Annotated in this window: 21 protein-coding genes; 6 read left to right on the top strand and 15 right to left on the bottom strand. The window is 70.9% G+C overall.

What is annotated here, in order from left to right; translation table 11 throughout:
• Nucleotides 1-39 precede the first annotated feature (39 nt).
• Nucleotides 40-744 (bottom strand): SDR family NAD(P)-dependent oxidoreductase, encoded by a 705-nt coding sequence (locus EV186_RS13090; protein ID WP_133849493.1) that lies wholly within the window; start codon nucleotides 742-744, stop codon nucleotides 40-42.
• A gap of 71 nt (nucleotides 745-815) precedes the next feature.
• Here EV186_RS13090 and EV186_RS13095 point away from each other — a divergent pair, with 71 nt between their 5' ends.
• On the top strand, nucleotides 816-1,391 hold the full coding sequence (locus EV186_RS13095; RefSeq protein ID WP_133849494.1) for a TetR/AcrR family transcriptional regulator: 576 nt from the start codon (nucleotides 816-818) through the stop codon (nucleotides 1,389-1,391).
• Nucleotides 1,392-1,585: 194 nt separating this feature from the next.
• Nucleotides 1,586-2,209: a cyclase gene (locus tag EV186_RS13100; protein WP_133849495.1), complete on the top strand. Its 624-nt coding sequence runs from the start codon at nucleotides 1,586-1,588 to the stop codon at nucleotides 2,207-2,209.
• A 44-nt stretch (nucleotides 2,210-2,253) separates the two neighbouring features.
• On the opposite strand, the gene EV186_RS13105 is transcribed toward EV186_RS13100, so the two are convergent.
• A complete protein-coding gene (locus EV186_RS13105) occupies nucleotides 2,254-4,518 on the bottom strand; it encodes a glycoside hydrolase family 3 N-terminal domain-containing protein (RefSeq protein WP_243754008.1) in 2,265 nt (754 codons plus the stop codon).
• A gap of 94 nt (nucleotides 4,519-4,612) precedes the next feature.
• On the opposite strand from EV186_RS13105, the gene EV186_RS13110 reads away from it, so the two are divergent.
• Together EV186_RS13110 and EV186_RS13115 are read left to right on the top strand one after the other, a co-directional pair.
• Complete coding sequence (locus EV186_RS13110; RefSeq protein ID WP_133849496.1) at nucleotides 4,613-5,035, top strand: hypothetical protein; 423 nt, start codon at nucleotides 4,613-4,615, stop codon at nucleotides 5,033-5,035.
• The gene (locus EV186_RS13115) at nucleotides 5,032-5,637 is read left to right on the top strand and encodes an alpha/beta fold hydrolase (protein ID WP_133849497.1); all 606 of its coding nucleotides are present in this window, start codon (nucleotides 5,032-5,034) and stop codon (nucleotides 5,635-5,637) included. Before EV186_RS13110 ends, EV186_RS13115 begins: the two co-directional genes overlap by 4 nt.
• On the opposite strand, the gene EV186_RS13120 is transcribed toward EV186_RS13115, so the two are convergent.
• The gene (locus tag EV186_RS13120; RefSeq protein WP_133849498.1) at nucleotides 5,638-6,261 is read right to left on the bottom strand and encodes a winged helix-turn-helix transcriptional regulator; all 624 of its coding nucleotides are present in this window, start codon (nucleotides 6,259-6,261) and stop codon (nucleotides 5,638-5,640) included.
• Nucleotides 6,262-6,330: 69 nt separating this feature from the next.
• Here EV186_RS13120 and EV186_RS13125 point away from each other — a divergent pair, with 69 nt between their 5' ends.
• The gene (locus tag EV186_RS13125) at nucleotides 6,331-7,251 is read left to right on the top strand and encodes an SDR family oxidoreductase (RefSeq protein WP_208115587.1); all 921 of its coding nucleotides are present in this window, start codon (nucleotides 6,331-6,333) and stop codon (nucleotides 7,249-7,251) included.
• A gap of 13 nt (nucleotides 7,252-7,264) precedes the next feature.
• Here the strand turns inward: EV186_RS13125 and EV186_RS13130 are convergent, their stop codons facing one another.
• The 6 genes from EV186_RS13130 to EV186_RS13155 all read right to left on the bottom strand — a co-directional run bounded on the left by EV186_RS13130 (nucleotide 7,265) and on the right by EV186_RS13155 (nucleotide 16,011).
• On the bottom strand, nucleotides 7,265-8,494 hold the full coding sequence (locus tag EV186_RS13130) for an MFS transporter (RefSeq protein ID WP_243754009.1): 1,230 nt from the start codon (nucleotides 8,492-8,494) through the stop codon (nucleotides 7,265-7,267).
• Between the two features lie 28 nt (nucleotides 8,495-8,522).
• A complete protein-coding gene (locus EV186_RS13135; RefSeq protein WP_133849499.1) occupies nucleotides 8,523-9,350 on the bottom strand; it encodes an SMP-30/gluconolactonase/LRE family protein in 828 nt (275 codons plus the stop codon).
• Between the two features lie 9 nt (nucleotides 9,351-9,359).
• Nucleotides 9,360-10,811 (bottom strand): arabinofuranosidase catalytic domain-containing protein, encoded by a 1,452-nt coding sequence (locus tag EV186_RS13140; RefSeq protein WP_208115588.1) that lies wholly within the window; start codon nucleotides 10,809-10,811, stop codon nucleotides 9,360-9,362.
• A gap of 158 nt (nucleotides 10,812-10,969) precedes the next feature.
• Nucleotides 10,970-11,701 carry a hypothetical protein gene (locus EV186_RS13145; RefSeq protein ID WP_133849500.1) on the bottom strand — a complete coding sequence of 244 codons (732 nt, stop codon included), beginning with the start codon at nucleotides 11,699-11,701 and terminating at the stop codon, nucleotides 10,970-10,972.
• 21 nt (nucleotides 11,702-11,722) lie between these two features.
• Nucleotides 11,723-13,258, bottom strand: coding sequence for a D-alanyl-D-alanine carboxypeptidase/D-alanyl-D-alanine endopeptidase (gene dacB / locus EV186_RS13150; protein WP_133849501.1), 1,536 nt, complete (start codon nucleotides 13,256-13,258; stop codon nucleotides 11,723-11,725).
• A gap of 80 nt (nucleotides 13,259-13,338) precedes the next feature.
• Nucleotides 13,339-16,011, bottom strand: a complete 2,673-nt coding sequence (locus tag EV186_RS13155) for a helix-turn-helix transcriptional regulator (RefSeq protein ID WP_133849502.1) — start codon at nucleotides 16,009-16,011, stop codon at nucleotides 13,339-13,341.
• 132 nt (nucleotides 16,012-16,143) lie between these two features.
• Here EV186_RS13155 and EV186_RS13160 point away from each other — a divergent pair, with 132 nt between their 5' ends.
• Complete coding sequence (locus EV186_RS13160; RefSeq protein WP_133849503.1) at nucleotides 16,144-16,806, top strand: esterase/lipase family protein; 663 nt, start codon at nucleotides 16,144-16,146, stop codon at nucleotides 16,804-16,806.
• Nucleotides 16,807-16,848: 42 nt separating this feature from the next.
• Here the strand turns inward: EV186_RS13160 and EV186_RS13165 are convergent, their stop codons facing one another.
• Genes EV186_RS13165 through EV186_RS13190 form a run of 6 tightly spaced genes read right to left on the bottom strand, consistent with a single transcriptional unit; the run spans nucleotide 16,849 to nucleotide 23,928 of the window.
• Nucleotides 16,849-18,816, bottom strand: a complete 1,968-nt coding sequence (locus EV186_RS13165) for a hypothetical protein (protein ID WP_133849504.1) — start codon at nucleotides 18,814-18,816, stop codon at nucleotides 16,849-16,851.
• Nucleotides 18,813-19,874 (bottom strand): glycoside hydrolase family 130 protein, encoded by a 1,062-nt coding sequence (locus tag EV186_RS13170; RefSeq protein WP_208115589.1) that lies wholly within the window; start codon nucleotides 19,872-19,874, stop codon nucleotides 18,813-18,815. Before EV186_RS13170 ends, EV186_RS13165 begins: the two co-directional genes overlap by 4 nt.
• Before the next feature lie 6 nt (nucleotides 19,875-19,880).
• Nucleotides 19,881-20,711: a carbohydrate ABC transporter permease gene (locus tag EV186_RS13175; RefSeq protein WP_208115590.1), complete on the bottom strand. Its 831-nt coding sequence runs from the start codon at nucleotides 20,709-20,711 to the stop codon at nucleotides 19,881-19,883.
• Entirely contained in the window at nucleotides 20,704-21,579 is an 876-nt protein-coding gene (locus tag EV186_RS13180) for a carbohydrate ABC transporter permease (RefSeq protein WP_133849505.1), read from the bottom strand. The genes EV186_RS13175 and EV186_RS13180 overlap by 8 nt, the downstream gene beginning before the upstream one ends.
• Before the next feature lie 4 nt (nucleotides 21,580-21,583).
• Complete coding sequence (locus EV186_RS13185) at nucleotides 21,584-22,885, bottom strand: extracellular solute-binding protein (protein ID WP_133849506.1); 1,302 nt, start codon at nucleotides 22,883-22,885, stop codon at nucleotides 21,584-21,586.
• Complete coding sequence (locus tag EV186_RS13190) at nucleotides 22,882-23,928, bottom strand: LacI family DNA-binding transcriptional regulator (RefSeq protein ID WP_133849507.1); 1,047 nt, start codon at nucleotides 23,926-23,928, stop codon at nucleotides 22,882-22,884. Before EV186_RS13190 ends, EV186_RS13185 begins: the two co-directional genes overlap by 4 nt.
• Between the last annotated feature and the right edge of the window lie 69 nt (nucleotides 23,929-23,997).

Raw genomic sequence — 23,997 nt, forward strand, 5'->3', positions numbered from 1 at the left:
ACGATCACGCGGGAAAGCCAGCGTGGTGACCGGTTCCGGTCAGCCGAGCAGGCCTTCGGGGTGGATGACCTCCGGACGCCGCGTGGCCTGCATGGTCCACACCAGTTCAGCCAGCTCGTCGGGGTCGGCGATGGCCAGATCCGGCACCGGCTCCCCCGCCGCCTTGGCCGCCACGTGCGCGGCGTGGAACGGGCTCTTCTCGATGGCCGCGCCGATGTAGAGCCCGCCGACGTGGACGCCTTGGCCCGCGACCTCGGCCCGCAGGGACTGCAGGTAGTTGCGCTGGGCGGCCAGCGCCGGGCCCGGCCCGCTGATGTACGGCATGCCCCGCACGGCGCTGACGCCCTGAGCGGTGAGAATGGCACCGTCGTGGCGGTCCAGCATCGACGGGAGGAACTCGTGCACGAGGGCGACGAGCGCATCGACGCTGAGCGGCAGGAAGGCCCGGAGCCGCTCGGCCGTCAGGTCGGTCGCGGGCGTGAACCCGCCGGAGCAAGCGCCGTAGTAGAGCGTGTCCAGCTCACCGACGAGGTCGCGCACCTGCCCGGCCAATGCCGGCAGGCCGTCGAGGTCGCTCAGGTCGGCGGCGATGGCGTGCGCGCCGCCGAGCTCGGCCGCCAGCTCGTCGAGCCGCTCCCGGTCGCGCGCGACGAGCACGACGGTGTAGCCCTCCTTGGCGTAGCGGCGGGCAACGGACGCGCCGAGCGCGGGACCGGCGCCGAACACGGCAATGGACTTCGACATGGCTTTCCTCCCTCGAGCAAGCAACTTGACCCTATAGTCAACTTGACGGCACCGTCAACTTCCGGAGCGGCATGACCGGCACCTCGAAGTCCGCGCTGCGCGCGGACGCGACCCGCAACGTCGCGCAGATCCGCGCCGCGGCCCTGGACGCGTTCCACGGGCGCGGGCTCGCCACCCCGCTCGAGGAGATCGCCAAGATCGCCGGGGTCAGCAAGGCCACCATCTACAACCGCTTCGGCGGCCGGGACGGCCTGATCGACGCGGTGATCGGCGAACTGGTCGCCACCGAGATGTACGCGATCATGGAGAGGGCACAGCAGGTGGCGGATCCGTGGGAGTGCATCGCGACCTACGTGAGCGACCGCCGCGACCTGCAGTACCGCGAGCCGGCCTTCACCGACACGCTGCGCATGGCCTACCCCGAGTCGAAGAACCTCATCGCCCTCGCGAACAAGGCGACCGACGTGACGACCGAGCTGCTCCACCGGGCCCACGAGGCCGGAGTGGTCCGCCGCGACTTCACGGCCGCGGACCTCTACTACGCCGACATCGCCAACGGGCTGGCGCTCGCGGCCATGCCGAAGCCGGCCCGCGCGGACTACGACCGCAGGACCGGATTCTTCCTCGACAGCCTGCGCCCCCAGTGACACCCGGCCGCCGCCGGCCGAGATGACCTGCCAGAACCGTTCAGGAGACCGAGTGCGCAGCGCACTCATCCGGGTACAAGCGGTAACCGGTAATTGTTGACGGTCCTACCTACCCGCCGGTAGAGAGGGATTGGTCGCGATGTTCCACCCGGTACCGGAAACCCTGTCCCTGCAACGGTTCCGAAGGTAGGACGATGAGTTTCGCCTTGCTCAAAACCGGATTGGCCGCAGTCGCCGCCACGGCGTTGACCCTGGTCGCGGCGCCGAACGCGCTCGCGGCCACCGACATCAACTACGCCTGCCAGGCCGACACACCGCTCGGCCCGCAAGCGGCGAGCCTGACCCAGACCGTCGACGCGACGGCACCCGCCACCGTCGCCCCGGGTGGCGCGCTCGACGTGGTCGTGGACCCCGCACCCAGCACGGTCCCGTCCGACGTCTCGGGCTTCACGGTCAAGAACGTCAACACGTTCACGCTCAAGGTGCCGGTGCCGGCCAACTCGACACTCACCGGCGTCGACCTGACCGGTGGCACCAACCTGGGTGGCACGCCCACGTGGACGCAGGACGGCAGCCTCGTGGTCGTCACGTTCCCCGGCCCGATCGCGGGCGGCTCGGCGTTCGAGCTGCCGACGATCACGGCACACCTGACGGCGGGGGCGTCAGGTGTGATCGAGTCCGGGCTCTACGGGACGAGCTTCGACGACCCCGGGCTGACGTTCACGACGGTGGCCTCGACCATCCTCGGCAACATCTCGGCGCCGACGTCGTGCTACCCCGACCCGAACCCGGTGCTCACCTCGACGACCATCGGGTGAGCTGAGCGCCCTCCCGGCCGGACGCGGCCGGGAGGGCGGTTCGGTCAGCCGACCGTGAAGGTGTCCATCAGTTCCGCCGACGAGGTGTTGCCGACGTAGACCTCGATCTTGCCCTTCTCCACGCGGAACTTCCCGGCGTTGTCGTAGAAGCCGACGTCCTCGGTGGTGAGGGTGAACGTGACCGTCTTCGCCGCACCCGCGCCCAGCGACACCCGCTGGAAGCCACGCAGCTTGCGCACCGGCTGCACGATCGAGGCCACCGGGTCACGCAGGTACAGCTGGACGACCTCGTCGCCGGAGCGCTTGCCCGTGTTGGTCACCTGGACGCTCACGGTGATCTTCCCCCCGTGCGTGGACATCCGCGTGCCGGAGAGCGTCAGGCCGTCGATGGTGAACGTCGTGTACGACAGCCCGTGGCCGAACTCGTAGAGCGGACCGGTCGCCAGGTCGAGGTACTTCGACGTGTACTTGTTGTTCGGATCGGCCGGGCGCCCGGTGTTCTCGTGGTTGTAGTAGATCGGGATCTGCCCGACCGCGCGCGGGAAGCTGACCGGCAGCTTGCCGCCCGGGTTCACCGTGCCGAACAGGATGTCGGCGATCGCGTTGCCGCCCTGCACGCCCGGCGCCCACGCCTCGAGGATCGCTGGCGCGTTCTCGGCCAGGTACGGGATCGTCAGCGGCCGGCCGTTGATCAGCACCACCGCGAACGGCTTGCCGGTCGCCTTGATCGCGGCCACCAGCTGCTGCTGCACGCCCGGCAGGTCGATGTTGCTGCGTGCCGCGGCCTCACCGCTCATCGCCGCGGTCTCACCGACCACGACGACGGTGAAGTCGGCGCCGCGGGCCGTGTCCTGTGCCGCGCCGAACCCGCTGGTGTCGTCGCCCTCGACCTCGCAACCCTTGGCGTAGGTGACTTTCGCGCCCGGCGCGGCGGCCTTGATGCCGTCGACCACGGTGACCGGCGGCGTGGTGGACGCGCCGGTGCCGAGCCCGGACCAGGTGCCGTTGAGGTCGTAGGTCGCCGTGCCGAGCGGGCCGACCACCGCGACCGAGCCGATCGACTTGGCCAGGGGCAGCACCGGGCCCCCGTTCTTGAGCAGCACCATGGACTTGCCCGCGACCTCGCGCGACTTGGCCATGGCGGCCGCCGACGGCGCCTTCACCTCACCGGCCTCGTCGGTGTACGGGTGCTCGAAGAGGCCCAGCCGGAACTTGACCAGCAGGATCCGGCGGACGGCGTCGTCGACCTGCTCGCGGGTGATCCGGTGCTGGGCGAGCAGTTGCTGGCCGAAGTCGACGTAGTTGGTGCTGACCATCTCCATGTCGACGCCCGCGGGCAGCGCCGCCGCCGCGGCGTCCGCGCCGTCCCCGGCCAGCCCGTGGTTGATCAGCTCCTGGATGCCGGTGTAGTCGCTGACCACGAAGCCGTCGAAACCGTAGCGGCCCTTGAGGATGTCGTGCACGACGTAGCCGTTGCCGTGCGCGGGCACGCCGCTGATCGTGTTGAAGCTGGTCATCACGGTCGCCACGCCGGCCTCGACCGCGGCCTTGAACGGCGGCAGGTAATGGTTGTGCAGGCGCTGCAGGGAAACGTCGACGGTGTTGTAGTCCCGCCCGCCCTCCGCGCCGCCGTAGGCGACGAAGTGCTTGGCGCAGGCGGCGAGGCGGTCCGGCGACGAGATGTCGCCGCCCTGGTAGCCGACCACCTTCGCCGCGGCCATTTTGCTTGCCAGGTAAGGGTCTTCGCCCGAGCCCTCGGCGATGCGGCCCCAGCGCGGCTCGTGCGTCACGTCCATCATCGGCGCGTACGTCCAGTGGATGCCGCTGCGCCGGGCCTCCTTGGCCGAGATCGTGGCGTCGTCCGCCGCCGCGGTCGGGTCGAAGCTCGAGCCCTGGGCGAGCGGGATCGGGAAGTTCGTCGTGTACCCGTGGATCACGTCGAGGCCGAAGATCAACGGGATGCCCAGGCGGGTCTGCTCGACGGCGATCTTCTGCAGCGCGTTGAGCTTGGCCGTGCCGACGACCGAGAAGACGCCGCCGAGCTGACCCTTCGCGAGCGCCTTGCGCGCGTCGTCCTCGTTGCCGATGAGCTGGAGCTGGCCCAGCTTCTCGGCGAGGGTCATCTTCTTCAGCAACGCCTCGACCCGGTGGTCGTGCGGCGCTCTGACCGCAGGCGCGGCGGAGGCGGGCGCGGCCAGCAGCCCGCTCGACGCCGCACCGCCCGCGGCCAGGAGGCCGGCGAGCATGCTCCGCCGGCTCAGCCCGTCGGCGGGGCCGGCTGTCTGGTTCTCCGGTAACTGAATCGTCATGGGTCAGGACCCTTCGCGAGAGAAACCGATCCGCCGAGCCTACTACTTGACGACTGCCGTAAAGTACTTGACGATAGGCGTCAAGGAGGTGGCCATGCTCGCGGACCAGATCGCGGGGCTCATCCGTTCACGGCTGCTCGACCCGGTCGAGATCCTGTTCGGCGACGCGGCGGATCTGCCCGCACGGGCCGATGATCTTGCCCGGCAGCTCGCCGCGACGATCGAGGGCGAGGACGAGCAAGCGGCGGTCTACGCGATCGCACGGCTGGTCGGCGCGCTCTACCCGAGCGACGGCCCGTTCGACCCGCCCATCGACTGGTGGCGCACCCCGCTCGGCCGCGCGACGGCCCGGCGGATGGGCCACCCGGCGGCGCGGGCCGTGTCGTACTCCGTGGCCGGGGCGATGTTGGGCGTCACCAAACAGGGCGTCTTCGACCTCGTCCAGCGCGGGAAGTTGACCAAGGACGCCGACGGCGGCGTCACCACGGAATCGGTGAAAGCGAGGCTGAACTCATGAAGGTGCTTGCGTTGCACGGCGCCGGCGGTTCGCCGCAGGACTGGGAGAAGGTGGTCACGGAACTGGCCGGCGAGCACGAGGTCGTGCCGCTGCCGGTCGAGGGCCCGTGGGACTGGGAGTCGGTGCTCGACCGGCTCGAGCCGCACGCCACCGGAAACCCCGCGGTGCTCGGGATCTCGATGGGCGGCATGGTCGCGGCGCTGTGGGCGCGGCGGCACCCCGAATGCCCGGCGGTCATTGACATCGACGGCCACGGCGTGCCCACCCAGGCGCAGCGGCACGTCGACCCGGACCTGGCCGCGATCGCCGCGCTCCGCGAGGCGTTCAAGCAGTACGGCGAGCCGGAACTGCAGCAGGCGTTGGAAGACCTGGACTGCTTCGAGGTCTTCGCGGGGGTGCGTTCGCCGATGTTGCTCGCCGTGGCCACGCGCGCGATGCCGGGCCAGTTGCTGTTCGAGAGCTACCAGGCGGGACTCGCCCGCGATCTGCCGTCGTTGCCGCCGAACATCACCGTCACCCGCTACGACGGTCCCCACAACATCCTCGCGACCGACCCGCACCTGGTCGCGACACTGACCCGGGAGTTCCTGGCCGGGCGCTGATCAGGTCACGGCGGCGACCAGGCGCCGCACCGCGTCCTCGTCGCCGGTCAGGTCGAGCTCGCGCTGCTGCCCGGTCACGAACACCGCGCGGAAGTTGTCCGGGTCGGCGCGGATGGTCGCGTCCGGGTCCGCCGGTTCGCCGCGCTGGATCACCAGCTCGTCACCCGCGCGGACGGTGAAGACGTCGTCATCGAGTTCGACGCCGTAGACCGCGGGCGCGCCACGCCACCGGCCGGGGTCGAAGTGGGTCTTGAGGGCCAGCAGCAGCGAATCGGTGCCGATCCGGGCGTCGCGGCTCATGAGCGGGGAGCGGCGCCCCCAGTCGCCGAGGGCGAGCAGGATCGGTTCGAGTTCCTGGCCGCGTTCGGTCAACTCGTACACCTGGGCGCGGGCCGGCGGGCCCAGCTTCCGGCGCCGGACGAGGCCGGTGCCTTCGAGGTCGCGCAGCCGCTGGGCCAGCATGTTCGGCCGGGCGTTGGGCACGCCGGCCTGCAGATCGCTGAACCGCTTGGGGCCCAAGAGGAGTTCGCGCACCACAAGCAACGCCCAGCGTTCGCCCACGAGGTCGAGGGCGTGCGCGATGGCGCAGCCGTCGCCGTAGGTGCGGGACAACGCATCGGTCATGCGGCGATCTTAGCTCAAAGCAAGTTGCTACTTGTTTTTTCGAAGTAGTTGCTTTTAAGCTGCTACCACATGATCAATCGGAAGAACTGGGGTGAGCTGATGCTCCTCGTGACCGGCGGAACAGGGATGAGCGGAGCGGCGGTGATCCGGGAGTTCGCGCGCCGCGGGATCCCCGTTCGCGCGCTCGTGCGCAGCGACGACAAGGCACGGGCGCTGGCCGCGATGCCGACGGTGGAACCCGTCGTGGGCGACATGCTGCGCCCGGAGACGTTGCGGGCGGCCTTGCAAGACGTGCACCGGGTGTTGATGATCTCCTCGCCCCGCGAGCGGATGGTGGACACCCAGTGCACCTTCATCGACGCGGCGAAGGCGGCCGGGGTGCCGCACATCGTCAAGTTCAGCGGCAAGGAGTCCGGCGTCGGCTTCGACGCCGAGGTCTTCCGCGGCACCCGGCAGCACGGGCAGATCGAACAGCACCTCGAACGCAGCGGGCTGGCCTGGACCCACTTGCGGCCCAGCCAGTTCATGCAGTTCTACCTGCCGGGCACGCTGACCGGCGTCGACGCGGACGAGCGCGCGCTCGTGCTGCCGGCCGGGGCGAGCCGGCTGGCCCCGGTCGACATCGAGGACATCGCGAAGGTGTGCGTGGCCCTCATGACCGGCGAAGGGCACGAAGGCCGCAGCTACGACATGACCGGGCCAGAGGCCCTGACGATGCACGAAGTCGTCGAGCGCATCACCGCCGCGACGGGGGTGCCGCACCGCTACCGCGAGGTCTCCCCCGAGGAGTACCGGCGACGGCTGACGGCGGCGGGCCATCCACAAGGGACGGTCGATCTGCTGGACGAACTGTTCGCCGAACGGCGCCGCCGCCCCGACTCCGAGCTCAGGCTCGGCGCGCACCGCCGGTTCGGCGTGGAGCCGACGACGCTCGCGCAGTTCGCGACCAGGAACGCCGCCGCGTTCCTGACCCCGGCGCTGGCGGCGTGACTTCCAGCGCTGGTCAAGCACTGTCCTTCAGCGAACGCACGAGCACCGGAAGCGCCGCGCCCAGCGCCACGGCCCGGATCGCGCCCGCGACGGGATAGGGCAGGCGGAGGCCGAAGCGAGCCGCGACCACTCCCCCGGCCAACGCGCCGACCGGCATCAAGCCCCATGCGATCATCCGGTAGACGCTGTTGACCCGGCCGCGCAGCTCGCTCGGCACCCGCTGCTGGCGCAGGCTCACCACGAGGACGTTCCACATCGTCGTGGCGAAGCCACCGACGGCGAGCAGTGCCGCCAGCACCACGGTGTTCGGTGCCAGACCGATCGCCACGAAGACCACGACGGTCGTCACGAGCGACACCAGCAACGCGCGCAACGATCCCAGCCACGCCACCAGGTGCGCGTTGACCAACCCGCCGACCGCGCCGCCGAGCGCGGTGGCGGTGAGGAGCACGCCGTAGCCGAGGCTGCTCGTGTGCACCTCCTGGGTGGCAAGCAGAACCAGGGTCGCGGTGCCCATCGCGAAGCAGAACGTGTTGGCACACGACAGGAGCGCGAGTGTCCTGAGTAGACGGTGATGCCACAACCAGACCAGACCGTCGACGATCGCCCGGCGCATCGGCTCGCCCCCGGGCCGGGCGAGCCGGGCGCCGCGCTCGGTCCGGCGGCCGGCGATCAGCGCCGCGGAACCGAGGAAGGACAAGGCGTTCAGCCCGAACGGCGCCGCCGCCGCGGCGGTGAACAAGAAGCTCCCGACCGGCGGCCCGACGAACTGCCTGCCGATGAACGTGGCCGTGTTCTGGTAGCCGTTGGCCTGGTGCAACTGCCGATCGGGCACGATGTCCGGCAGGATCGCCTGCGAGGAGTTGTCGAAGACCACCTCGCACACGCCGAGGGCGAAGGCCATGACGACGAGCAGGCCGACGTTCATGCCGCCCAGCACCAGGAGCACGGTCACCACGGCGAGCACGGCGGCCTGGGCCAGCTGCGACGACACCATCAGCAGCGTCCGGTCCCGCCGGTCGACCAGCGCCCCCATCGGCAACGACACCAGCAGGTACGGCAGGAATGCCGCCGCCGACACGGCCGACACCAGCACCGGCTCGCTCGTCAGGTGCAGGGCCAGCAACGGAACGGCGGTCGCGAAGGCGCCATCGCCCACGTTGTCGATGGCGCCTGCCCACCAAAGCCGCCAGTAGCGCTTCGGCAGCCCACGGGGTTCAGGTTCGCTTGGTGCGTCGGCCACCGTTCCGATTAGAACACACGTTCGAACGTCACGGCCACCCGGCGGCCGGCACGTCGACCTCGACGGCGAGCACCTGGCCGCTGCCCGGAGCGACCATTTCGGACATACCGCGCCACTGGGCGGTCACCACGAACAAGGTCGAGCCGCCCAGGACACAGGCGAACCCGCCGCGGTCCAACTCGACCGTCCGCAGCACCTCGCCGCCCTCGGCCACGCGCCTGCACCACTTGTTCGGCACGTCCGCGAACCACACCGCGCCCTCGGCGTCGATGCAGATGCCGTCCGGCGTGCCTTCGCCGAGATCCGCCCACACGCGCCGGTTCGACAGCCCGCCGTCGGCGTCGATGTCGAAGCCCACCAGGCAGTGCCGGTAGGAGTCGGCGACGATCAGCGTCCCGTTGTCCGCCGTCACCGCCATCCCGTTGGGGAACGCGATGTCGTCGGCCACCTCGCGCACCACGCCGTCCGGGGTGACCAGGCAGACGCGCCCCGGCTTGGGCTCCTCCCCCGCGGTCGGGTCGAACCCGGCACCGTTGACGTACGCGTTGCCGCGTCCGTCCACGACGATGTCGTTCCAACCCGACCGGCCGAGGTCCGCGTACGTGCTCAGCGCACCGTCGGGCTCCAGGCGCAGCAGCTTCCCTTGCGCCGACGCGACGATGAGCATCCGGCCGTCAGGCAGCCACCCCGTGCACAACGGCAGCGACTCGACCCGCGCGACCACCTCGGCCCGACCGGCGGGGTCCACCGAGAGGACCTCGCCGGCCGACCAGTCCGAGAAGTACAACCGGTCACCGTGCCAGCGTGGTGACTCCACCAGCCCGCGACCGGTCAGCAACGTGCGTACCTGATCCATCCGCACACCCTAGGCGTGCAACCGGAACTTCTGTGCCGCGCTGCCGTTGCAGTCCCAGATCCGCAGCCGGGTGCCGTTGGCCGTCGCACCGTTGGGCGAGTCGAGGCAGCGCCCGGACTGCGGGTTCAGCAGCGACCCGTCCGCCTGCTGCACCCACTGCTGACCGCCGACGCCGTTGCAGTCCCAGAGCTCGACGAGCGCGCCCTGCGCCGTGCCGTTGTGCTCGATGTCCAGGCAGCGGCCGATCGTGGACAGCGAGCCGTTGCGGTGGTGGTGCCAGAACTGGTCCTCGGCCCACGACTGGCAGTCCCACAGCTGCACGGGCGCCAGGTTCACGCCGGTGTCGTCGGCGGCCACGTCGACGCACTTGCCCCCGGGGCCAGTGATCGTCCCTTGTGGACCGTTGGGCACGTTGGTCTCGCCGGTGTAGCCGACCGAGACGACGTTGGCCTGCACAGCGTTCTCCGCGGCGTTGCTCGGGTAACCGGCCACCATCGCGCCTTCGAAGAACGTGCCCCGGTTCCAGTTGCTGTTGTCACCACCGGTGCCCAGGATGATGCCGCCCTCCTGGTGCATCGGGATGTAGCCGCCCCGGTTCGGCAACGCGCCGTCCCACCACGTCGTGAGGCCGCCGCCCTGGCCGTTGCCGCCCTTGAGCGCGTACCTGGTCTGGCCGTCGTTCTTGAGCGTCGCGGTGACGTACGTGCTGGGGTTGCCCGTGTTCGCGGTGTTGGATCCGTTGGCGCCCTGGAACATCCCGTTCTCCAGATCCGCCTCGACCCACGGCCCGGCGCCGGAGCACGGCGCGAAGTAGCACGTGGTCGCGATGCTCACCGCGTCCATGTGGCCGTTGCCGGTGTCGGCGGGCGTGCTTTCCGCGTTGCCGTAGTCGAAGCAGCACGCCGACCCGACGTGCGTGCCGCTCGCCACCATGTACACGCCTTCGGGTTGCCCATTCACCGCGACACCCGATCCCGCGCCGTTGTTGCGGTAGCCGACACCGGGGGAAACCCAGATGCCGTAGACCTTGTGGCCACCCGCCGTCACCGCGAGCTCCGCCGCGTCCGCGCCGCGGTCGGCGCCCATGCCGGACGTGCCGGCGGGTCCGGGGAAGAGGTCGTTGTGCCTGCTCGTCTGGTCGTAGATCTTGTTGATGACGCACGTGGTGTCGTCGCAGAACGCGTCCTGGTCGGCGGCGTTCGCGTAGCCGCCCGCCGACAGCAACCCGATGTTGTGCGTCGCCCCGTCCGAGCGCCGGGTCACCTGGTACAGCGGGCCGTTGTAGCCCGCGAACAGCGCACGCGTGGTGCTGTGCGCCGCGACGCACGGCGTGCCCGCGGCGCCGTAGATGTCACACGGCAGCGACGCGTCCAAGGCGGTCGCGCTCGGCGCCACCACCACGATCCCGGCCAGCACGGCCAGCGCCGCGCCTAACCGACCCAACCATGATCGAACAACCATGTCCGGCCTCCTCCGACCTGGGTTTCCCAGGCGACCATGCGCCGACGGGCGATCCGAGGTCCAGAAGAAGGCAACAAGACTGCACGAGATTCACCGAAAACGACCAACGTTCGACCTCGCGAACCTGCCAGTCATTGACAAAGACCGGCGGTCGTGCGTCAGACGGCCTGAACGACGATGCCGCCGAAGCGGTGCTCCCCCATCGACGCCTCGCGGCCGTCGATCCAGCAGCGACCGGTCTGCGTGACCTCGACGCAGACCTCGTGCGGCGGATCCACGTAGTGCGCGACGAAGCCGCCGCTGAAGCTGGTGTTCGAGCCCGCGACCCGGCGCCCGCCGCGGTCGGTGGTGCGCTCGTGGCAGGCACCGCACACCGCGCGCGGGTACCGGTCCTGGTGGATGGCCGGGCGCCCGCAGACGGGGCACGCGTGCGTGTACCGCCGGCCGGCCTCCGGGGGCCGGAGCAGCGCGTCCACCCGCGCCAGGACGGACTTCCCTTCCCGTTGCATGAAGATCAACAGGTACCGCGCGTAGTCGACGGTCGCGTCGTCCAGGTGGCCGTCCGCCTCGAGCGCGGCGAGCGCGAGCCGTTGCGGCAGGCCGAGTTCGGCTTCCGGGATCTCCCGGTGATCGTGCGCCGCCTTGGCCAGGTGCGCGGCGACGACCGTCGCCATCGACTCGCCCTCGGTGAAGATGCCCGAGGCCATGCCGCCGTCCGCGCCGATCAGGACGTAGCCGTCGATGTCGCCGCGGTCGGTCGGAACCAACTGCCGGAACGCGTAACCACGGCCGTGCCGGGCGTTCTCCAGCTCCGCGTGCGCGAACGGCGTGACGCTCGCCGCGTTGCGGGAGAACTCCCGTGCCTTCGCCAGCGCTTCTTCAGGAGTCACGGAGGAAGGCTACCGGCGTGATCAGCAGCTGTGGGTCCAACTGCACTCCAAGTCGGCATCGGGGTTGCCGGTCCGGGCTGGGGTCGCCGGGATCAGGTGCGTGATCGTGCCGCCGTTCTCGGCGAGCCGGACGCCGACCGCGTCCTGGATGCTGGTCGGCGCGCCGCCGAGGTAGTTGTTGCTCAGCATCGAGAACACCAGGTGCTGGCCGTTGGCCGCCGTGACGTAGCCCGACAGCGAGCTGACCCCGGTCAGCGAACCGGTCTTGCCGTGCAGGTTGTTCGCGGCCGCGGTGTTGCGCATGCGGTTGCGCAGTGTGCCGCCGACCATGCGGTCGGGGTTGCCCGCGATCGGCAGCGCCTGGTACCAGACGTTGAACCACGGCTTGGCGCGAGCCGCCGTCAGCAGGTCGCACAGCTCGTCGGCGGTCAGCGAGTCCATCCGGGACAGTCCGGAGCCGTCGTTCATGCGCAGTGCCTTGGGATCCACGCCCAGGCTCGGCAGGTCGGCCTTGATCCCGGCGATGCCCGCGTCCCACGAGCCCTGCCCGGACTTCGCCCGGCCGATCGCCTTGGTGAGGATCTCCGCGTGCATGTTGTTGCTGAGCTTGAGGAACGGCGTCAGCAGCTGGCTCAACGGCATCGACTGGTGGCTGGCCACGGTCTTGGCCCCGGCCGGGGTCGCCCGGAACTCGGTCCGGCCGAGGACGTGGACCCCGTGGCGCGCAAGGGCGTTGCGGAACAGCCGCGCCACGTACGCGGTCGGATCCCAGACGGTGACCCATTCCTCGTCCGGGTCGGCATCGGCAGCAATGGTGCCGCTGACCCGGATCGTGTTCACGCCGTGGTCGCGATCGACGTTGACCGAGGTGTCCGAGCCGGCCGCGCCCGTGGTCGCCGTGTTGACGATCTTCAGCGTGCCGTTGTCGGGGGTGACGGTGAGCTTGGGGGCCTCGCCCACCTTGCCCGGCGTGATGGTGACGATCACCGAGCCGGCGTCGTAGTCGGTGTCCGGCGACATGGTCAGCGCCGAGATCTGGCCGCTGTAGTAGTACGGCTCGTCGTCCCACGACCAGCCCGTGCCCAGCCGCGTGCTGTCGAACCAGGTGTCGTCGGCGACCAGGTCACCGCGCACCAGCCGCACCCCGCTCGCGGCGACCTGCGCGGCCAGCGCGTCGTAGTCGGGGCCGAGCATGGTCGGGTCGCCGGTGCCCTTGAGGTAGAGGTCGCCGTTCAGCGTGGCCGCGCTGGTCGTGAACCGGTAGTCCGGGCCGAGGATGTCCAGTGCCGCCGCCGAGGTGAGCAGCTTCTCGTTCGACGCGGGCAGGAGCTGCTGCCCGCCGCCGCTGTCGAAGAGCGCGGTGCCGGTGTCGGCGTCCCGCACGACCAGTGCGACCTCGGCGCCCTTGAGCGCCGGGTTGGCCAGCAACGCGGTGAGGTCCTGCGGCAGGTCACCGGCGGCGCTCGCGCCTGCCGGCGCCGACGCGCCCGCCACCACGATGAACGCCGTCGAGATCAACGCGACCGATGCGGCGAGGGCGGAACGGAACCTGAACATGTGTCCTCCGGCGGAACTCGGCACCTTGCGAGCCTCGCCATCCAACACCCAACCCACTGGTTCAGACCAGAGTGCGGGGTTTAGCGGAGGAAGGCGACCAGTTCGACGCGGGAGCGGACGCCGAGTTTGGCGAAGATGTTGCGCAGGTGGTGGTCGACGGTGCGGTGGCTGATGAACAGCCGCGCCGCGACCTCGCGGTTGGTGGCGCCCTCGGCGACGAGGCGGACGATCTCGGCCTGCTGCGGCGTGAGGTCCTTGACGGTCACCGGTGTGGTGCGGGTGGCCTGCGGTGCCGCCTCGCCGGTGGCACGCAGTTCGGTCAGCGCGCGGCGCGCCCAGTGGGTGGCGTCGTAGCGCTGGAAGATCCGCAGCGCGTCGCGCAGCTGGTCACGGGCGAGCTTGGGCCGGCGTTCGCGGCGCAGGTGGTGGGCGTAGAACAGCTCGGTCTTGGCCAGCTCCAACGCGGTGCCGCTGGCCCGGTGCAGGTCGATGGCCGCGCGGTAGCGCTCCTCGGCGTCGGCCGGGTTCGCGGCGAGCAGGGCGTGGCAGCGCGCGGACAACGCCAGGCGGGCCGTGCTGCCGGTCGCGCCCGCCCAGTCGTCGAACACGTGCAGTGCCTTGGCTGCCGTGCCGCGCCGGCCGCACTGGACCGCGGCCTCGATGTACTGCGGCGCCGCCATCACCCGGATGCCCGGGTGCACGCCACCGGCGCCGGATGCCATGGTGCGCAACCGGTTCATGGCGTCCTCGGGGTGCTCGTCGACCAGGTCGACGCACGCGGACGCCCACGACGCGAGCGCCCCCGGCCGGCCGAGCCCGCGGCTGGCGACGTCGTGCAGCGCGGCGTCGAGCCGCCCGGTCGCGGTGTCGCGGTCGCCGCGCAACGCCGCCTCCAGCGCCAGGATGCTGAGGTGGTCGGCCACGCTGTTGGGCTGGCCGAGCGCCGTGGCCGTCCGCACCCCCTGCTCGGCCGAACCCAGCGCGCACGAATGCCGGTCCAGCAACAGTTCCGCCATCGCCACGTAGACCAGCGCCCACGGCAGCAGCGCGGCCATCCCCCGGTTGCCCGCCGTGCGCACGGCCGCCACCGCGAGGTCGCGGGCCAGCTCGGCGTCGCCCAGGGTGTAGGCGGCCTGGCTGGCCCAGACCTTCAGCGTCGGCTCGTCCAGCCCCGCCGCCGTGCGCAGCACGCGCCGCAACGGCGGGATCGCGTCGGCGTGGCGGCCCCGGAACGTGGCCGCCATGCCGCGGAAGTGGTCGACGGCCGCGTGCACGTACGGCGGGTCGTCCGCGGTGGCGAACCGCTCGGCGCGCTCGGCGATCGCGAAGTAGCGCTCGCTGTCGCCCGCTAGGCAGCTCGCCTCGCCGGCCAGGACCAGCGCCGTCGCGGCGTGTTTGCGCGACCGCAGGCGCTCGGCCGCGGCCAGCAACGTCTCGACGGCGAGCGCGGGCGTGCGATCGCGCAGCGCCAGTCCGCCGAGCAACAGGTCGGCGAGCCCGCGGGCGTGCGGTGCCGTGGTCAGCGGCAGCACCTCGCGCACGAGCACGCGTGCGTGCCGCGGGCGACCGCCGAGCCACGCCTGCGTCGCGGCCGCCAGCAATCGCCCGGCTCGGTCGTCGGGCTCCCGAGCCAGCGCGGCCGAACGCCGATAAGCCGCGGCCGCGGCCAGGTTGTCCCCGGCGGCGCGTGCGCTGTCGGCGACCGCCAGCAGCTCGTCGGCCAGCTTCGGCGCCGGGCCCGCGGCGAGCGCGGCGCGGTGCCACGTCCAGCGGAACCGGTCGTGCTCCGGGTCGAGGGCCTGCACGACGAGCTGGTGCGCGAGGCGCCGGTCGGCGACCGAGGCCTCGGCCCGCAGGCTCGCCCGCAGCGCCCGGCCGGGCACGTCGACTTCGTCGTCCTCCACCCGCACCAGGCCGCAGCGGCGTGCCTCGTCCAGTGCCGCGAGGTCCAGCCCGGCCGCCTCGGCGACCCGCACTGCCGTCGCCAGGTCGAGGGTGGCCGGTCCCGCGCCGTCGCCGTCGAGCGCCGCGAGCAGCACGAACCGGCGCGCATCCGGGCCGAGCGCACCGAGGCGGGCGGCGACGGCCGCGCGGAAGCGACCGTCCGCGGGTGGCGCGGTGGGCGGTGCCGCCTGCCCGGCGAGCTGAGCAGGGGTGAGGGCCTCGGCGAGCTCGACGAGCGCGAGCGGCACCCCGGAGCCGAGGTCGACCAGGTCGGCGAGCAGGTCTTCCCCGGGGTCGCGGCCGACCCGGTCCTTGAGCAGCGACGCGGCGGCGGGCGGGGCCAACGGCGGCAACGGCACACGGGTGATCCCGGCCAGCGCGTCCGGCGGGTCGTGCACGGCGAACACCACCACGACCGGCAAGGCCGCCACCCGGCGGGCCGTGAACGCCAGCGCACGCAGCGAAGGCCGGTCGAGCTGATCGGCGTCGTCGACGAGCACCAGCAGCGGCCTGGCGTCGGCGGCCGCCCGGACATTGTCGAAAACCGTGGCGCAGAAGGAGAAATCGTCGCTCGTCGCGGCGACGGGCAAGCCGAGCTGGTGCAGGCCGGCGAGCCCGAGGTCACGCTCGGCCGCCGATCCGGTGGCGCGCAGCACCCGGAACCCCGGCGCGTCGAGCGCATCCAGCACGCTCGTGCGCCCGCACCCGACCCCGCCGACCAGCACGAACGCCGACCCACGCCCCTCACCGACGTCGGCCAAGGCCGTGTTCAGCATGGCCAGCTCGGTATCGCGCCCACGGAGAAGCATCCACCCAGTGTGGCGGCCGGACCACGGTCCGTACAGGAGATGCCGGTGGTGGACTGGTGATTTCACCGATGTGGCAGCCGCGCCGCGCTTCCGACACTCGGGAGGCACCATCCCCAACGACGAGGAGCTTCGATGCGCCGAATACTCGGCATTGTGGCGGCGGTTGCCGCACTGGTCCTGGCCCCGGTCGGCACCGCGCACGCCGCCGGTCACACCCCGGTGGTGTTCGTGCACGGTTACTCCGGGAACTCGAGCAACTGGACCACGGCCGAAGCGGTGTTCGCCGCCCGCGGGTACAGCGCGAACGAGATGTACGGGTTCAACTACAACTGGGCGGGCTCGAACAAGACGAGTGCCGCCGCCCTGTCCGCCTACGTGGACAACGTGCTGCGCACGACGGGGGCGAGCCAGGTCGACATCGTGAACCACTCGATGGGCGGGCTGGTCAGCGACTGGTACATCAAGCAACTCGGCGGCCAGCCGAAGGTGCGCCACCTCGCGTCGATCGCGGGCGCCAACCACGGCACCACCTTCGCGAGCGGCTGTCTGGTCAACGTTTCCTGCCAGGAGATGCTGCCGGGGTCCTCCTTCATCACCACGGTCACCTCGGGCGACGAGACGCCGGGCTCGACGAAGTACGCGACCTGGTACTCCCCGTGCGACGGCGTGATCATCCCGTACACCAGCACCCGGCTGAACGGTGCGACCAACAACCTGGTGGCCTGCCAGACCCACATCGGCTACCTGACCGACACCTTCACGCTCGGTGCGGTGGCGACCTTCCTGGCGAGTTGATGGGGCTGCCCGCCGACCCTTGATGGGTCGGCGGGCAGCGCGTCACCAGCTCAGGACGGTGAACCCGCCCGGCGCCACGGGGACCTCGACCGTGGGGCCGGGCGCGGTCGTGTGCCGCACGGTCCGGCCGCGGCCGTCGTAGCTGGTGACCGACACCCGGGCACCGGCCGGCACGGTCACCGCACGGGTCCGCGGGCCGGTCGCCGCGCTCTGCAGGACGGCCGTGTGGTCGTAGACCACCTGGCTCACCTCGGGCCGCAGCAGCAGGGCGTCCACATCGGACTCGCCACTGGTGGCGGTAGCGGTCAGCGTGTGTGCGCCAGGGGCCAACGTCTTCGACAGCGTCACCGGCAGCAACGCTCCCGGAGCGGGCGAAACCCCTTGCGGCCCACCATCCCCGTTCACCACCCCGAGACCGTGCCCGTCGGCGGACCACGTCGTGCGACCGCCGCCAGGCACCTGGTTCACCACCGGGGAAACAAGACGGGGCTGGTCCGCCGACGGGATGGACCACGTCGCTGTCGACGCAACGGTCACGTACTTGCCGCCGCTCCACTGGGACTCACCGGTCCACGCCGACGCCGGGGTCACGACCGTGCCGCCGGTGGCCGACTCGCCTTCCACCACGGTCGCCGACTCGCGGTGGCGGATGGCGGCGCTCGCCCGGGCCGTGGCCGCGAGCGACGGGTCGGCGTCCAGGGCCAGCATGGTCAGCAGCCCGTGGATCGTCGACTCGGCGCCGGAGTTGCGGTTCACCACGCCGTCGCCGCTCACGCCGTCGAAGGTCCGGCCCGTCGCCGGGTCGTACACCGGTGCACCGGCGGTGTTCGCGCCGAAGAACCACCCGGCCGCGATCCCGGCCAGGTCGTGCAGGCCGCGGCTGCCCGTCGCGGCGGCCGTGGCCACCAGCGACTCCACGCGCGCGTCCGCGCCATAGGCGATCTGGGTGCGGTCGATGGGCACCGGCAGCCAGCCGTTGTCCGGGCCGCCCGTGGTCAGCAGGTACGGCGTGAACACGGCGGCATCCGTCACCGCCGGGCGCAGCAGGTCGGGGCGGTGCAGGACGACCGAGGCCCGGGCCAGCGCGGACGGCATCTGCGCCGCCCACGCGTGCCAGTCCGACCGGGATACGGCCCAGGGCAAGATCGCGCCGTAGGGCCACTCCCCCGCGCTCGAACTGCCCGGCATGTGCGCGATGCCCTCGGCCAGCTTGGTCAACGCCGACCGCGCGGAGCTACCACCGCCGGCCCGCACGTACGCGGACAGCCCCAGCACGGCCTCGGCGCTCGCGTCGGCGCCGTCCACGATGAGCCACGCGGGCACGTGGACACCGTCGACCAGCTGCCACTGGCCATAGCGGTCCAGCACCTCGCGGTTCAGCGCCCCGATCGCGAGCTCCATGCGGCCCTTGAGGAATCCGGCGAAGGCCGGATCGGTGTCACGGAAGTCGGCGTAACCCTCGCCGAGCGCCCAGATCGACCGGGCCAGCCAGTAGGACGCGCCGGAGTCCGACGGATCCGGCTGCTCCGGCGGCAACGCGCTCGGGTGCAGGGTTCCGTCCGGCTGCATCCACAGCACGACGTTGCCCGCATCCGGCCCGCTCGCCGTCTGCAGGTAGGTCAGGCCACGCAGCAGCTCGTAGGCGTGGTCGCGGCTGCCCTGATCGCCCGTCAACCGCCAGTGCCGCAGGTAGACCACGCTCGCGCGGGCGATGTCGTCGGCGTTGTACGCGCCTTGGGAGTACGTGTTCGTGGCCGCGTCGTAGGCGCCGCCGCCGATCCGGTCGTAGTGGCCGTCGTCGCGGCGGTCGGCGTAGGTCCAGAGCACCCCGATCGAGGGGTCCTCGGCCAGCCGGTAGGTGGTGTGGCCGGGCTGCGCCGGCGGCGTGGTGCGATCGCCCAGGAAGTTGAGGTGGGCCAGGTTGGTCAGCGGTGCCGGCGCAGCGGCCGCGGCGGATGCGGGCACCACAGTGGACAGTCCGACGAGGACGGCCACGGCTAAGGCTCTCATGAGGCACTCCTGTCCAGCCGGGCGACGCCGATCTTCGTGTCGGCCATGCCGTAGAACACGTAACGCACGCCCTCGACCTCCTCGATCGCCGTCGGGAACACGACGTTGGGCACGGTGCCGGATTTCTCGTCCTCGGTCTCGGCGGTGAGCATCGGCTCGGTCGAGCGGTCCAGCACCCGGCTCACGTCGTTCGGGTCGAGGATCATGGCGCCCGCCGCGTAGGACACCTTCTGCTGCTGCGGCTCCCACGGACCCTCGATCTTCCCGGTGACGCCGTGGTGCAAGAGCAGCCAGCCCTCGTCCACCCGGATGGGCGCGGGCCCGGCGCCGATCTTCAGCTCCTCGAACGGGTGCTGCGACAACGCGACCAGCCGGTGATCGCCTTGCCACACCAAAGCCCGCAGGTCCTTCTCGACATCGCGAGCGGCCACATAGGACACCCAGATACCGGGACGGTCGTCGGTGACGCCCGCGGGCAGGTGCACGCCCTCACCCTCGCGGAACCAGCCGAGGTCCCACATCGGCCGGTGCAGCATCGCGTAGCAGGGCGTGCCGTCCGGGCCGGGCACCGGCTCCGGGAAGAACACCGCGTCCTTGTTGGGGAACAGGTTCAGGTCGGTGTCCAGCCCCGGCTGGTAGCGGAACTGCACCGGCCCGAGCCTGCGCCAGCTCGACAGGTCCTCGGACACCGCGAGCGCGAGCCGCGGCCCGAGCGGACCGTAGGCGACGTAGGTCATCACGTGCACGCGCAGCCGCGGCACCCACGTGATCCGCGGGTCCTCGACACCGGCGTTCATCTTGCCGCGCTCCCAGCCCTCGTCGGGCGCGAGCACCACGCCGCGGCGGGTGACCGAGGTCGGCACGCTGTCGGTCAACTCGACCTCGGCGAGCCCCACCCGCGAGACGTTGCCCTCGGCGACCAGGCGCGGCAGCAGGTAGAGCTTGCCGTCCGGGCCGAACCCGCTCGCCGGGTTGAGCACCCCCTCGGCCTCGTGCGGGTTGCCCGGTTCGGGCGTCATGAGCACGCCGAGGCGGGTCAGGGTGTACGGAGGAGTCAACAGAGATCAGCCCTTCACGCTGGATCCGATGTCGGTCGCGGTGAACCGCTTCTGGAAGGCGATGAACAGCACCACCACCGGGGCGGCGAGCACGCACGCGCCGGCCAGCAGCGCGCCGTACGGGTTGGCCGCGCGGGCGGCCACGTTGGTCATGTAATTGGCCAGCGCGACCGCCAGCGGCTGCATGTCCGCCCGCTTGGTGATCAGGAACGGCCACAGGAACTCGTTCCACGGCCCGATGAACGTCAGCAGCACGGCGGTGAGCAGCGCCGGTCGCACCAGCGGCAGCGCGACGCGCCACAGGATCGTCAGCTCGCTCGCGCCGTCGATGGCGGCCGCCTCGAACAACTCCTTGGGCAGCTGCATGAAGTACTGCCGGAAGATGAACACCGCCGCCGAGTTGATCGCGTACGGCAGGATCATCCCGAGGTAGGTGTCGCCGAGGCCGTAGGTGCGCACGATCAGCACGTACAGCGGGATCGTGAGCAGCTGGAACGGCACGACCTGCACCAGCAGCATCAGGTTGAACACCAGCGTGCGACCGCGGAAGTGCAGGCGCGCCAAGGCATATCCCGCCAGCACACCGAACACCACTGTGCACAGCAGCACGCCGCCGGTGAAGATGCCCGAGTTGAGCAACGCCGTGCCGAGGTCGACGCGGGAGTCGATGTCGGCGTAGTTGCCCAGGGTCAGGTTGCCGGTGGGCAGGGCGCCCTTCGGCGTGGTGTCCGGTTCGGCCTGCAGGCTGCCGATCAGCATGTAGTAGAATGGGAACAGGAACGCGAGCGCGCCGACGATGAGCGCGATCAACCGGACCGGGTGGCGCACGTCAGTCACGCTCCAGCAGGTAGCGGTTGATCAGGGAAATGACCAACACGACGATCACCAGCACCATCCCGATCGCGGCACCGACGCCGGCGTGGCCCTGCTCGATCCCCTTCTGGTACATGACGAGCACCGGCGACGCCGACGCGCCGTCCGGTCCGCCGCCGCCGGTGAGCAGGTAGGGCTCGGTGAACAGGTTCGCGCCGGTGATCGTGGCCAGCAGCACCACGAGCGTGGTCGCCGGGCGCACGCCCGGCACGGTCACCGTCCAGAACGACCTGATCCGCGATGCGCCGTCCACCGCGGCCGACTCGTAGAGCTCCTTCGGCACGTTCTGCAGCGCGGCCAGGTAGAGCAGGATGAAGAAGCCGAGCTGCTTCCAGGTCACGTAGACCGCGATCAGCGGCATCGTCAGCCCGGAGTTCACCAGCCACGACGGCTCGGGCGCGAGCCCGCCCAGCACGTTGTTCACCAGGCCGTCGGAGTTGAACAGGAAGAGCCACACGCCCACCACGGCCACGCTCGCCGTGACGTAGGGGACGTAGAAGCTCACCCGGAAGAACGTCCGAAAAGGAATCGCCGCGTTCAGCGCGGTCGCGAGCACCAGGGACAACCCCACCGTGAGCGGCACGTTGATCACCAGGAAGATCGCGATGTTCAGGAACGAACGCAGCACCGCCGGGTCCTGGAACACCGCGACGTAGTTGTCGAATCCCACGAACGGGCGGTCCACCTTCGCGCCGGGCGCGGCGAAGAACCAGTCGTAGAACGACATGTACACCGCGATGCCCAGGGGGTAGGCGAAGATCGCGGCCAGGAACACCACATAGGGCGCGATGAACACGAGCCCTATGGGGTGCCTGCCGAGCAGCGTGCGCATGGGCTCAGGACCCGGTGGCCAGCTTGTCGATCTTGCCCGCGGCGTCGCGCAGCGCGGCGTCCGGCGCGGACTTGCCGAAGATCACCGAGGAGCTGTAGGCGTCGCGGAAGGTCTGCCAGATGGTGATCGAGTTCGGCACGTTCGGCACCTCGACCGTGCGCGCGTTCAGGTCGGCGAACATGGCGTAGGCGGGGTTCTTGGCGAAGTAGTCCGGGTAGGTGGTCTGCAGGTTCTGCCGCATCGGCATCTGCCCGGTCTGCTCGAGCAGCTTGCCGTCCTGTTCCGGGCTGGTGACGAACTTGGCGAACTCCCACGCGGTGCCGCGGTTCTGGCACGCGGAGTAGATCGCGATGTTCTTGGCGTCGCTGAAGGTGTGGATGGCGTTGGCGGGCATGCCCTTCGAGGTCGGCACCGGCACCGAGCCCCACTCGACCTTGCCCTTGTAGACGGGGATCGCCCACGGGCCGACGATCGCCATGGCGGCCTTGCCGTCGGCGAACGCGTCACCGTTGTACTTCTCCTGCCCGGCCAGCTTCTCCCGGTACATCGTGTTCCAGAAGTTCAGCACGGCCGTGCCCTCGGGACCGGTGAACGTCGACTTCCCGTTCTCCACCAACTGCTTCCCGCCGGTCTCGGCGGCGTAGAGCGGGTAGAAGTCGAACCACGACTGGAAGAACTCGCTCGTCGGGGCGGGCAGGATCGCGTACTTCGCGCCGCCCTTCTGCACGACCTTGCGCGAGGTGTCGAGGAACTGGTCGAAGGTGGCCAGCGGCGGGTTGTCCGCGTCGATGCCCGCCTTCTTGAAGGCCTTCTTGTTGTAGAAGATCACCACCGGGTTCGACTTCCACGGCAGCTGGTAGTACTTGCCGTCCGGCGACTTGTACTGCTGAGCCTGCTGCCCGGTCCGTCCCTCCACATAAGACTTGCCGTCCGGGAAGTCGTCCAGCGGGACCAGCCCGCCCTGCTTCTGGAACTGCGGCACCGCCGCCGGCGCGGTGTTCAGCACCAGGCACGGCGCGTTGCCCGCGGTGATCGCGGCGCCGATGACCTCTTCGGAGCTCTTGCCGGCCGGGATCTCCTGCCCGGTGACCTTCTCGTCAGGGTGCTGGGCGTTCCACTGCGCGACGGCCGCCTTGCCCCAGGCGAGTTCGTCGGTGTTGTTGGAATACCAGATGGTGATGGGCCCGTGCTTGGCCGCGGCGGCGGACGCGTCCTGACCGCCGCCACCGCCCCCGCCGTCGTCGATGCCGCAGGCGGACAGGGCTAGGGCGGCGCCCGTGACGAGGGCGATCAGGGTGCGCTTCATTGCGTCTCCTGTGGGGTTGGCGGTGTGGGTGCGGTCGAGTTGCGCAGGACGAGTTCGGCGGGCGGCAGCGCGGTGTCGGTGACGTCCGCGTCCTCGGGTCCGTCGATGAGGGCGAGCAAGGTGCGGGCGGCGACCTCGCCCCAGCCGCCCGCGTCGGCGCGGACGGTGGTGAGCGCGGGGTGGACGTAGCCCGCGAGGTCGGTGTCGTCGAACCCGGTGATCGACACGTCGTCCGGGATGCGCAGGCCCAGCTCGGCGGCCACGGCGATCGCAGACAGCGCCATGACGTCGTTGGCGAACACGATCGCGGTCGGCCGGTCCGGGCCGGTCAGCAACCGGCGGGTGGCGTCGCGGCCGCCCGCGGCGGTGAAGTCGCCGTCGACGACGCGCCCGTCGAGGCCCGCTTCGCCCATCGCGTCGGTGAAGGCCTGGCGCCGCGCGGCCGCGTGCAGGTAGGGCTCGGGCCCGGCGACGTGGGCGATCTTCGTGTGGCCCTGGTCGACGAGGTGGCGCACGGCCGCGGCGATCCCCGGCCGGTCGTCGAGCACCACGGCGGGGAACGGGCTGGGTACATCGGGCCGGTTCAACGTCACGGCGGGCAGCCCGATCTCCTCGAGCAACGCGATCCGCTCGTCGTCGCGCCGCAGGTCGACGACGAACACGCCGTCGACCCGGCGGTCGCGGGCCAGGCGCCGGTATCCCTCGCGCTCGGCCTCGGGCGTGGTGACCACCTGCAGCACGAGGGCCTGATCCCGCGCGGCGAGGACCTTCTCGACCCCGGCGATGAAGGCCGGGAAGAACGGGTCCGCGCCGAGCAGTTCGGGAGCGCGGGCGAGCACGAGGCCCAACGCCGACGCGCGAGCGGTCGACAAGGCACGCGCCTGCCGATTGGGCACCCAGCCCAGTTCCGCGGCCGCGGCCAGGATGCGCGCCCTCGTCTCGTCGCTCACGCCGGGCCGCCCATTGAGCGCGAACGACACCGCGCCCTTGGACACGCCTGCCCGGCGCGCCACGTCGGCGATGGTGAATCGGCGCTCGGCCACCGGGCGGACCTCCACACGAGATAAACCGCTTTAGTCGATCCGTGCACTAAACCGCTTTACCCGAATGGA

Origin of the sequence: Labedaea rhizosphaerae (genome assembly GCF_004362825.1) — a bacterium.
Taxonomy (GTDB): domain Bacteria; phylum Actinomycetota; class Actinomycetes; order Mycobacteriales; family Pseudonocardiaceae; genus Labedaea; species Labedaea rhizosphaerae.

Bases quoted from the DNA above. Each gene is read 5' to 3' on its own strand.
- EV186_RS13090 (WP_133849493.1), bottom strand. From the start codon at position 744: ATGTCGAAGTCCATTGCCGTGTTCGGCGCCGGTCCCGCGCTCGGCGCG.
- EV186_RS13115 (WP_133849497.1), top strand. From the start codon at position 5,032: ATGAAGGTGCTTGCGTTGCACGGCGCCGGCGGTTCGCCGCAGGACTGG.
- EV186_RS13095 (WP_133849494.1), top strand. From the start codon at position 816: ATGACCGGCACCTCGAAGTCCGCGCTGCGCGCGGACGCGACCCGCAAC.
- EV186_RS13140 (WP_208115588.1), bottom strand. From the start codon at position 10,811: ATGGTTGTTCGATCATGGTTGGGTCGGTTAGGCGCGGCGCTGGCCGTG.
- EV186_RS13120 (WP_133849498.1), bottom strand. From the start codon at position 6,261: ATGACCGATGCGTTGTCCCGCACCTACGGCGACGGCTGCGCCATCGCG.
- EV186_RS13135 (WP_133849499.1), bottom strand. From the start codon at position 9,350: ATGGATCAGGTACGCACGTTGCTGACCGGTCGCGGGCTGGTGGAGTCA.
- EV186_RS13185 (WP_133849506.1), bottom strand. From the start codon at position 22,885: ATGAAGCGCACCCTGATCGCCCTCGTCACGGGCGCCGCCCTAGCCCTG.
- EV186_RS13165 (WP_133849504.1), bottom strand. From the start codon at position 18,816: ATGAGAGCCTTAGCCGTGGCCGTCCTCGTCGGACTGTCCACTGTGGTG.
- EV186_RS13110 (WP_133849496.1), top strand. From the start codon at position 4,613: ATGCTCGCGGACCAGATCGCGGGGCTCATCCGTTCACGGCTGCTCGAC.
- EV186_RS13105 (WP_243754008.1), bottom strand. From the start codon at position 4,518: ATGACGATTCAGTTACCGGAGAACCAGACAGCCGGCCCCGCCGACGGG.
- EV186_RS13125 (WP_208115587.1), top strand. From the start codon at position 6,331: ATGATCAATCGGAAGAACTGGGGTGAGCTGATGCTCCTCGTGACCGGC.
- EV186_RS13160 (WP_133849503.1), top strand. From the start codon at position 16,144: ATGCGCCGAATACTCGGCATTGTGGCGGCGGTTGCCGCACTGGTCCTG.
- dacB (WP_133849501.1), bottom strand. From the start codon at position 13,258: ATGTTCAGGTTCCGTTCCGCCCTCGCCGCATCGGTCGCGTTGATCTCG.
- EV186_RS13180 (WP_133849505.1), bottom strand. From the start codon at position 21,579: ATGCGCACGCTGCTCGGCAGGCACCCCATAGGGCTCGTGTTCATCGCG.
- EV186_RS13100 (WP_133849495.1), top strand. From the start codon at position 1,586: ATGAGTTTCGCCTTGCTCAAAACCGGATTGGCCGCAGTCGCCGCCACG.
- EV186_RS13155 (WP_133849502.1), bottom strand. From the start codon at position 16,011: ATGCTTCTCCGTGGGCGCGATACCGAGCTGGCCATGCTGAACACGGCC.